The sequence below is a fragment of the Modicisalibacter radicis genome, from assembly GCF_900961225.1.
Lineage (GTDB): Bacteria > Pseudomonadota > Gammaproteobacteria > Pseudomonadales > Halomonadaceae > Modicisalibacter.
The window spans coordinates 1-6,669 of record NZ_CAAHFN010000090.1 but is presented as its reverse complement, the minus strand read 5'-3'; the positions used below and the strand labels follow the sequence as shown (position 1 = coordinate 6,669).

Annotated in this window: 9 protein-coding genes; all 9 read right to left on the bottom strand. The window is 48.3% G+C overall.

Annotated elements, in window-relative coordinates; all coding sequences use genetic code 11:
• Nucleotides 1–330: 330 nt before the first annotated feature.
• The 9 genes from HR9077_RS17095 to HR9077_RS17050 all read right to left on the bottom strand — a co-directional run bounded on the left by HR9077_RS17095 (nucleotide 331) and on the right by HR9077_RS17050 (nucleotide 6,491).
• Complete coding sequence (locus HR9077_RS17095) at nucleotides 331–897, bottom strand: DUF1993 domain-containing protein (protein WP_136068468.1); 567 nt, start codon at nucleotides 895–897, stop codon at nucleotides 331–333.
• A 181-nt stretch (nucleotides 898–1,078) separates the two neighbouring features.
• Nucleotides 1,079–1,696 carry a LysE family translocator gene (locus HR9077_RS17090; protein WP_136068466.1) on the bottom strand — a complete coding sequence of 206 codons (618 nt, stop codon included), beginning with the start codon at nucleotides 1,694–1,696 and terminating at the stop codon, nucleotides 1,079–1,081.
• Nucleotides 1,697–1,788: 92 nt separating this feature from the next.
• On the bottom strand, nucleotides 1,789–2,175 hold the full coding sequence (locus tag HR9077_RS17085; RefSeq protein WP_136068464.1) for a tautomerase family protein: 387 nt from the start codon (nucleotides 2,173–2,175) through the stop codon (nucleotides 1,789–1,791).
• Nucleotides 2,172–2,717 carry a DDE-type integrase/transposase/recombinase gene (locus HR9077_RS22510; RefSeq protein WP_136068462.1) on the bottom strand — a complete coding sequence of 182 codons (546 nt, stop codon included), beginning with the start codon at nucleotides 2,715–2,717 and terminating at the stop codon, nucleotides 2,172–2,174. The genes HR9077_RS17085 and HR9077_RS22510 overlap by 4 nt, the downstream gene beginning before the upstream one ends.
• Before the next feature lie 17 nt (nucleotides 2,718–2,734).
• Nucleotides 2,735–3,046, bottom strand: coding sequence for a DUF1153 domain-containing protein (locus HR9077_RS17075; RefSeq protein WP_035410216.1), 312 nt, complete (start codon nucleotides 3,044–3,046; stop codon nucleotides 2,735–2,737).
• A 53-nt stretch (nucleotides 3,047–3,099) separates the two neighbouring features.
• Nucleotides 3,100–3,552, bottom strand: a complete 453-nt coding sequence (locus tag HR9077_RS17070) for a GNAT family N-acetyltransferase (protein WP_136068460.1) — start codon at nucleotides 3,550–3,552, stop codon at nucleotides 3,100–3,102.
• A 1,030-nt stretch (nucleotides 3,553–4,582) separates the two neighbouring features.
• On the bottom strand, nucleotides 4,583–5,080 hold the full coding sequence (locus HR9077_RS17060; protein WP_136068457.1) for a DUF3291 domain-containing protein: 498 nt from the start codon (nucleotides 5,078–5,080) through the stop codon (nucleotides 4,583–4,585).
• A 96-nt stretch (nucleotides 5,081–5,176) separates the two neighbouring features.
• Entirely contained in the window at nucleotides 5,177–5,941 is a 765-nt protein-coding gene (locus HR9077_RS17055; RefSeq protein ID WP_136068455.1) for a hypothetical protein, read from the bottom strand.
• Between the two features lie 70 nt (nucleotides 5,942–6,011).
• Complete coding sequence (locus HR9077_RS17050) at nucleotides 6,012–6,491, bottom strand: GNAT family N-acetyltransferase (protein WP_168380982.1); 480 nt, start codon at nucleotides 6,489–6,491, stop codon at nucleotides 6,012–6,014.
• Nucleotides 6,492–6,669 lie beyond the last annotated feature (178 nt).

The following is a 6,669-nucleotide window of genomic DNA, read 5'->3' as shown; positions in this document are numbered from 1 at the left end:
CGGCCTTGGGGGCGGCGATGCGCAAGCTGATCCACATCGCCTACGGAGTCCTCAAGACGCAAACCGAATACCGGCCACAAGCCGCTTAATGAGACGTTTGTGACCGGTTAGGAGAGATGGTATCTAGCAGTTCATAAAACCGCTTACTCGCTTCCAATTCTCTGCACCGCAAGACGAGCAAGTTAATTTCCACAATTGACCTTAAGACCATAAAGTCCGCCATCGCCGGTGGCAAAGCCGCCGCGAAGCGGAGGTTTTGTCACCGGTGATGGCTTTGTTATGTGTTGATCTCGCTTGAAAATTTCACTGGCATAAGGACTGCTATAGCTGTTAACTCTTGGGTATCGTATCAGGACGTATATATGGAAACATATGCGCTACGTAGTCAGCTTTTCCAAGTTCGATCTTCTCGCTGCGCAATATTGAATAAGCAGTCATGATGTGGAAATAGAACTGGGCTAATGTCCAATCGCGTGCATATTGCTCGGCGGACAAATCGAGAATCATACCGTTCGGAAGCTCGTGCGTAAGTGGCTCATCCGCTTTTGCATCTAGCGCGTCGGGGGTGAGGCCGTCCAATAATGCGAGAGTTTCATCAATCCGAGCTTGAGCGTCAGCAAGCGAGCCAGGGCGCACACCTGCATTTCGCCCTTCTTCGAGCAGCTCATCGATAGATTCTGGAAAAGGCTTTCCTTGAAGCCGGAATATTGCCTCTTGAGCCTGCACGCAAGAAAACCGAACCTGAGTCGACAAAGGAAACATATCCGGCGCTAGGCGCGCGGATAACAGCGCTTCCGCATCTGCTTTCTGAATCTGCGCCTGTGCCTTCTTCAGCCAGCCTGAGAGCGCCCGAAGCATTTGCGTATAGGTTGGGACGAGTAGCTTTGTTAGTGACATGGATTTCCTTCCTTAAAAATTGATAGCTGAGTATTGCCCGTTATTGAGTGCATGTTTATGAAACGGAGTTGTCTGTAAAGACAGCGAGGGCGCCCAGAAAAATATATAACGCTGCCAACACGCGCAGCTTTGTAGTGAAGGGGAAGCCGCAACGAAAAAGCTGTCGCTGTGCTTGACCTTGTTATACCCGATCACTAAAAGCCAACTTAAGTCCGAGCGCAGCAAAACTTGTAGCGAAAATCCTCTGCATTACAGCACTGGCTCTTTTTGACTTAACAATATAATCGCTAAAACTGCCTGAAAGAAGACCGTACAAAACAAACACAGAAAAGGTCATAAGCATAAAAACAAGCCCAAGAATCATCATACTAACTAGAACGCTATCGGTTGTGCCAGGGATAAACTGTGGTAGAAAAGCCAGAAAGAATATAGAAAGCTTAGGGTTTAGGATATTCATCAAGAATCCTTTTACAATAGTGTCAGTGCAACTCGCACCTGATTTATTATCTTTCAAAGAGAGTGGACCCGAAGATCGCCACATTTGCCACGCAAGATAAAGTAAGTATGCAGCACCAGCATATTTTACAACCTGAAACGCGAGCGCACTGGTATGAAAGATAGCAGCAAGACCAAAAGCGCTGGCTAGAAGTGCAGGTACGATACCGAGGGTGCAGCCGAATGCCGCAAATATACTGGCACGTTTACCTACGAAGAGCCCTGTTGCGACGGTATACAAAACCCCTGTCCCTGGAATTAGAACCACCACTAGGGAGGTGAGTAAGAACTCTATAGAAATCATCTCAAGTTTCCTTTTTCCCTCAAAGGGCATAATGCCAATAATAATGGGTGCCAACGGAGCTCAGCGTAGTTGGCATCCCGCTGACCACGTTATTACACATTGACAGAGTACTTGAGGTCGCGCGCTTCATCTCCAGTCATGCCACGAAAGCCCCAACAGTGGGGAGGCTGTTCCTTGATCGTGACCTCAACATCCACGGGCGATATGCCAACCTCGGACTCAATCTTTTTGAATAGCTCCTTGATCAGAGCTTTTTGGGTCTCGGAAGCTCTACCTTGCATCATATTGATCTCGATGGCAGTGTATGCGGGCGTCCTGCCACCTGGGTAATAAAAATCCTCAGACTCCATAGGGATGAAACGATGAGCCCGCTTGTCTTCAGGCATACCGAGTACGGACTGCATACATCCGTGAATGACCTCAGAGAGCTGAGCCTTGATCGGATTAAGGTGTTCTTTGATTCCATAGATAACTATCACGGTTCCTCCTGCAATGTGTAACGCCCGCATTGTAATGACCCCCTGGTTTCTGCACACCCTACGCCGTTAATGCGGGGTGTGCTCGGGGTGCCACATAGTCCAGAGACTGATGTGGCCGCTCTGTCCGATAATCGCCAACCGAGGATTTCACGCGTGCAACAGTCGAGGATGACCGCCAAGCTGGCCCGCCGATCCTTACCGGACCACACGTGAGTGAGATCCGAGGCCCAGCGCTCATCTGGCCGTGAGGTGATCGACGGCAAGCTTCTGGCGCGAGGTCGGAAACCCTGCGGTCGCTTGCGCACCGGCCAGCCTTTGATCTGCAGGATGCGCTGGATCGGCTTGCGGTTCTCGCCCAGCACGCACGCCAGCCGGCGATAGCCGTAGCTGGGGAAGCGTTCCAGCGTCAGCTTAACCCGGGCCGTCAGATCCGTATTCACGACACGAGGCCGCGCCTTTAGCCGGTAATACAGACTGCGCCGAGGGAAACCCAACCAGCGACAAAGTTTGGCAAGTGATACCACCCGGCCTTCCTGGGCCATTTCCGCCTGCAGCGACCTTACGAGTTCTCGTCCTCGTCGAGCAGGCGACGCCACTTTTTTAGTGCGTAGATCTGCAAGTGGGCCTCGCCCAGCGCCTCCTTGGTTTCCCGCAAGTCGGACTCGTATTGCTCGCGGATATCCTTGGGGCGGGCCTTGAACCCGTTTTCCATGTTGCGCTGGGCTTCATCGATCCAGCCTTCGACCTCGGAGACGGTGAGGTCATGCTGTCGCGCGACCTCCGCGACCGTGGTCTTGCCTTTGAAGATGTCCATGACCACGGACGCTTTGCGCTTTGCGGTCCATCGCTTGATGGGGGTGTCGTCGCTCATTCTGTCCTCCTGATGACTGCACTATAGCCTGTGCAGCTCTGGAGGGGGTCACTTCACATAAACGCTTTGTTAGGCTTATTCTGCATGATATACTCAAACTCATTTTCACCAACTGTTTCAAAGCCTAGCCTTGAATAAAAATGTTTAGCGGGATTTGTTTTTACTACACTAAGCCCAACCGTACTGTCCGTAGCGCTAGCTTTACCGATTAGCATTGAAATAAGAGAGCTTGCTATCTTTTGATTTTGGTAATTTGGGTGGACTTGAATTTGGGCGAGATACCATTCGTTAGAATCTCCGTTAAATTTTGCTTTGAACAAACCAGCCGAAGAACCTGCAACTTCAATAAGTTTCGCATGTTCAAATTCGTATAATATTCGACTTAAATACGCATCTTTCGTTATAGGCATGCCACAATCTTTAAGGTACTTACCCATCGTTATATCACGCAGATTAAGAAGAAATTCGATATCTGAATCTAATGCTTGTCTCAATAAATATTTCACTATTCCTCCTGAATAGCCCTAGCGCCTTGCTAAGGTGCGGCTAATACCACGAAACCTAAGCAAAACCACCGTAATCACTAAACTAAACCGAACCAAAAGTGCCGAAGGTTAGCCGTCACTCTTAAGCAATTTGTTATGCCGTGGATTCACGCTGCTGCTTGAAGCAACGGATCGATTCACGGATTGTTTTTTTAGACTCAAACTCCGGAATGCATGAGTACAGGAACCAACTATTAATTAGCTCTGGCCGTCCTTTAAAAGCAATAAAAGATTGAATTTTTGCATACCGTTGCAATGACTTCGATGACGTGTATATGTTGGCTTTGATAAATGCTCGCTCATACGCAAGGTAATAGTAAAAACAATACGTGTAAGGTAACAGCGCACATGACAACAATATTGGAACAAGGAAGTCTCTGAATGTATCTAAGCTAAAAAATTCGACTGGCTTGCTATATATAACGTATATCGAATCTATCAAAAGATAGAGCATAATCAAAGACAGTAGAACATCACAGACCACTTTTGCTTGCTTGTGTTGTGAGTGATAGCTGGCATAGGTACTGCAGCACGCAAAAAAAGATAATACTGCAACAAGCACCAGCTCTGCGATATAGCTATAGGAGTGAAATGCCACCAGAAATTGCACCAAAACAATTAGCTTTATTTGTGCATTTAGTGATGCTTGAAGATGAGCCTTGGGCTCTTTGATTTTTGTTGAATTAATTAGCTCAGCGAAACCAACAAAAACGAACCAGAGCACAGTGTTTTTTGTTTGACCGATATTCCACACTTCAATTTCATAGAGTCCATAAACGATCAAGCTTATGTACACAAGTAACGATGCCAATGTGGTAAGAATGGCTCTTTGAAGCAGTGCGTCTAAGACTAACCTAAGGCTGTTTACAACATCACGATTTTTATAACTAGACCATGCTAGTAGCAAGATAATTAATGAGACTGAAGCCAGCTCCCTATTATTAAAAATGTCCAAAGTAACCCCTAAACTCTATGAACGGCATAACAGGTATTAAGTGGCTGGACATTCACCACCCCAAGTTTCGGTTGGCACACTGGCTGGCTCTCTGGGAGCCGGGAATGATTTCTTGAACGTAAAAGCCTCCGCGGTTGGGCCGTGCTCTCGCAGGATGTTCAGCTTTTGCGCCGCCTCTTCGATTGATGGGATGTGGCCGACAGGCACCCACCAGAGCACCATGTATGCCTCGCCCATTTTCTGGAACCACTCTTTCTTGCGGCGCATGATCTCAACGTGGACAGACCGATAAACGTAATTATGCAACGCCTCGACCGAATCCCAGAGGGAAAGATTCACGATTTTATCCGAGCCGAAATAATCAATGCCGGTAGCATCACCGTCTTCGGTTTGTAGCCGCCAGACAAAACCAGGAGAGTTATCTGCCAACGCATTAATCCGATCGAGATTCGCGACAAAATCGGAAAGCTGCGATGAATCTATCGGTGCCAACAGCGTGGCAATGTTGAGTTGTGCAATATGATACTTATTCACAGTTTCCTCCCTGAAAACACTTAACGATTGCAGCATGCGCGCCTACGACATGGAGCCGAAGGCGCAATGTAGTAGGCGTCGCCGTGCCTGCACTGGTTATATCCAGCCCGAATTCGGTCGCTTGTCAGCCAACGTAGAAAAGCGACTGACTAAATCGTCCTTTAACCTCTCCAAGCCTTCACCGTTGTTCAGATATTTGGCGAAACGGTGGTGTCTTAGGTCAAACGGTACGTCCTGCTCTGATTGAGTGATTGGCACCACATGTTTTCCCAACGTATGTGAGATACCGGCTTCGTAAAATACGTTGGGATTTTTACCTGTGAAGTCGCAAACCACGATGTAAGACTTGAAAATTAGTGAAAACACGTCTTGGATCACGGTCGAATGGTCCCAAATATTGTCCGCCCTTTGGCACTCGAAGCCTGCTTGCTGGGCAGCCGATACGATAGCGTTATAGACCCCAGCCATTGACGCGTCGAACGGCATCATGACCGAGATCAGGTTTGTTTCAATAGGATCACAGGGAACATCGAAGATGGTCGGAGAGAAAACTATTTTCCTGCCTTGAACTACCTCACTAGAAACGTTCTCCCCAGCGTTTCCGCATGTTTTGTGAATGTATTGCACAACAGTATCAAGGTTCTCATCTTCTTTACCTATCATCCTTCGCAAGAAAGTCAAAGCCAATCCATCATAATCGGGATCGCCAAAAGAGAGGCTACGCAGCAGCCGGGGATGCCTCTCGACCTCATCAATCATATTCGTGAGGGCGCCAAGCTCGCGCCAGTTTGACGAATCGAAATCCTGGACAATAGCGTCCTTGAGCTGGATCAAATCTTGTCCAGAGATACGCGAAGGCATCCGAAAGTCTCCTTAGATATAACGCCGCCAGTAAGCGCGCTGTCTTTTAGCGTCGCCTTGGCTGGCTTTGTTAGGCGATTGCCTTTGACATGATCCGTGATTGTGTTTCATATCCGCCATTCGCGTAAAACGATACCGCTCGTTGGTTGAACTCCATTACCTCCAGTCGGATTTCCTTGGCTCCCATCGTTGCAGCCCAACTCTCGGCTTCTGCCATCAAGAGTTGTCCAATCCCGGATCGCCGTTGTCGTAGATCCACGACGATTGTACCAATACGACAGACTTTGTGGTGGGATAGGAAGGGTATGTCCGAATTGGTCGTAATGGTGGCCGTGATCAAACCCATAATGCTTGCAGCCGATTCGGCGACAAGAAACAACTGGCCGGAATCAAGTATCTGCTTAAGCCAGTGATCTGGTTCATCTTGATCCGGACTCACGAAAACGGCTGGCGCATGGTCGTGATGCTCGCTATTGATCTGATGAAGTAGACGCATGACCTCTGGCAGATCGGCTTCCCTTGCAGTTCGAATATTAATCTGCATTTCCATTAGCCTAACGCTCACATTTGCGGCTGGTTTGTAGCGCAGCGGAGAACCAGTTGGAATTCCCCCAAAAAAGTGGACACGCGCCATTAGTGCAAACCCTCAAATTCCAGCGGCGTCCTGTAACCAAGGCTGCTGTGGAGCCGTTGGGTGTTATAAAAGCCGTCAATATAGCGATTTATAT

Excerpts from the sequence above, each read along its gene's own strand:
- HR9077_RS17050 (WP_168380982.1), bottom strand. The coding sequence starts at position 6,491 with ATGGAAATGCAGATTAATATTCGAACTGCAAGGGAAGCCGATCTGCCA.
- HR9077_RS17095 (WP_136068468.1), bottom strand. The coding sequence starts at position 897 with ATGTCACTAACAAAGCTACTCGTCCCAACCTATACGCAAATGCTTCGG.
- HR9077_RS17075 (WP_035410216.1), bottom strand. The coding sequence starts at position 3,046 with ATGAGCGACGACACCCCCATCAAGCGATGGACCGCAAAGCGCAAAGCG.
- HR9077_RS22510 (WP_136068462.1), bottom strand. The coding sequence starts at position 2,717 with ATGGCCCAGGAAGGCCGGGTGGTATCACTTGCCAAACTTTGTCGCTGG.
- HR9077_RS17055 (WP_136068455.1), bottom strand. The coding sequence starts at position 5,941 with ATGCCTTCGCGTATCTCTGGACAAGATTTGATCCAGCTCAAGGACGCT.
- HR9077_RS17090 (WP_136068466.1), bottom strand. The coding sequence starts at position 1,696 with ATGATTTCTATAGAGTTCTTACTCACCTCCCTAGTGGTGGTTCTAATT.